Raw genomic sequence first — 255 nt, forward strand, 5'->3', positions numbered from 1 at the left:
TGTATCAGCGGATTATCTCCCGCCCAGTAGCCAGTGTTACTACCGGGGCGGAAACCCGGCTGAAAGCCACACAGGGCGCACTAAACAGTTTCGCCCGCCATGGGATAAGCGGATTCACTGACAAGGCCGGTAGACGGTGGCACATGGACACGTACGCAGAAATGGCCACACGCACAGGGGCAACGCACTCACTTGTTTACGGGTGGGCAAACACAATGACAGTTAACGGTGAAGATCTCGCCCTCGTTTCTGATC

The 255-nt window shown here is 56.1% G+C and carries 1 protein-coding gene; it reads left to right on the top strand.

Going from position 1 to position 255, the window contains the following annotated elements; all coding sequences use genetic code 11:
* Positions 1–14: 14 nt before the first annotated feature.
* Positions 15–255: phage minor capsid protein (locus QP381_RS09860; RefSeq protein WP_442953422.1), on the top strand; the 241-nt coding region annotated here is incomplete at its 3' end.

It is taken from the genome of Pauljensenia sp. UMB6358 (assembly GCF_030216865.1).
GTDB classification, from domain to species: Bacteria; Actinomycetota; Actinomycetes; order Actinomycetales; family Actinomycetaceae; genus Pauljensenia; species Pauljensenia turicensis_A.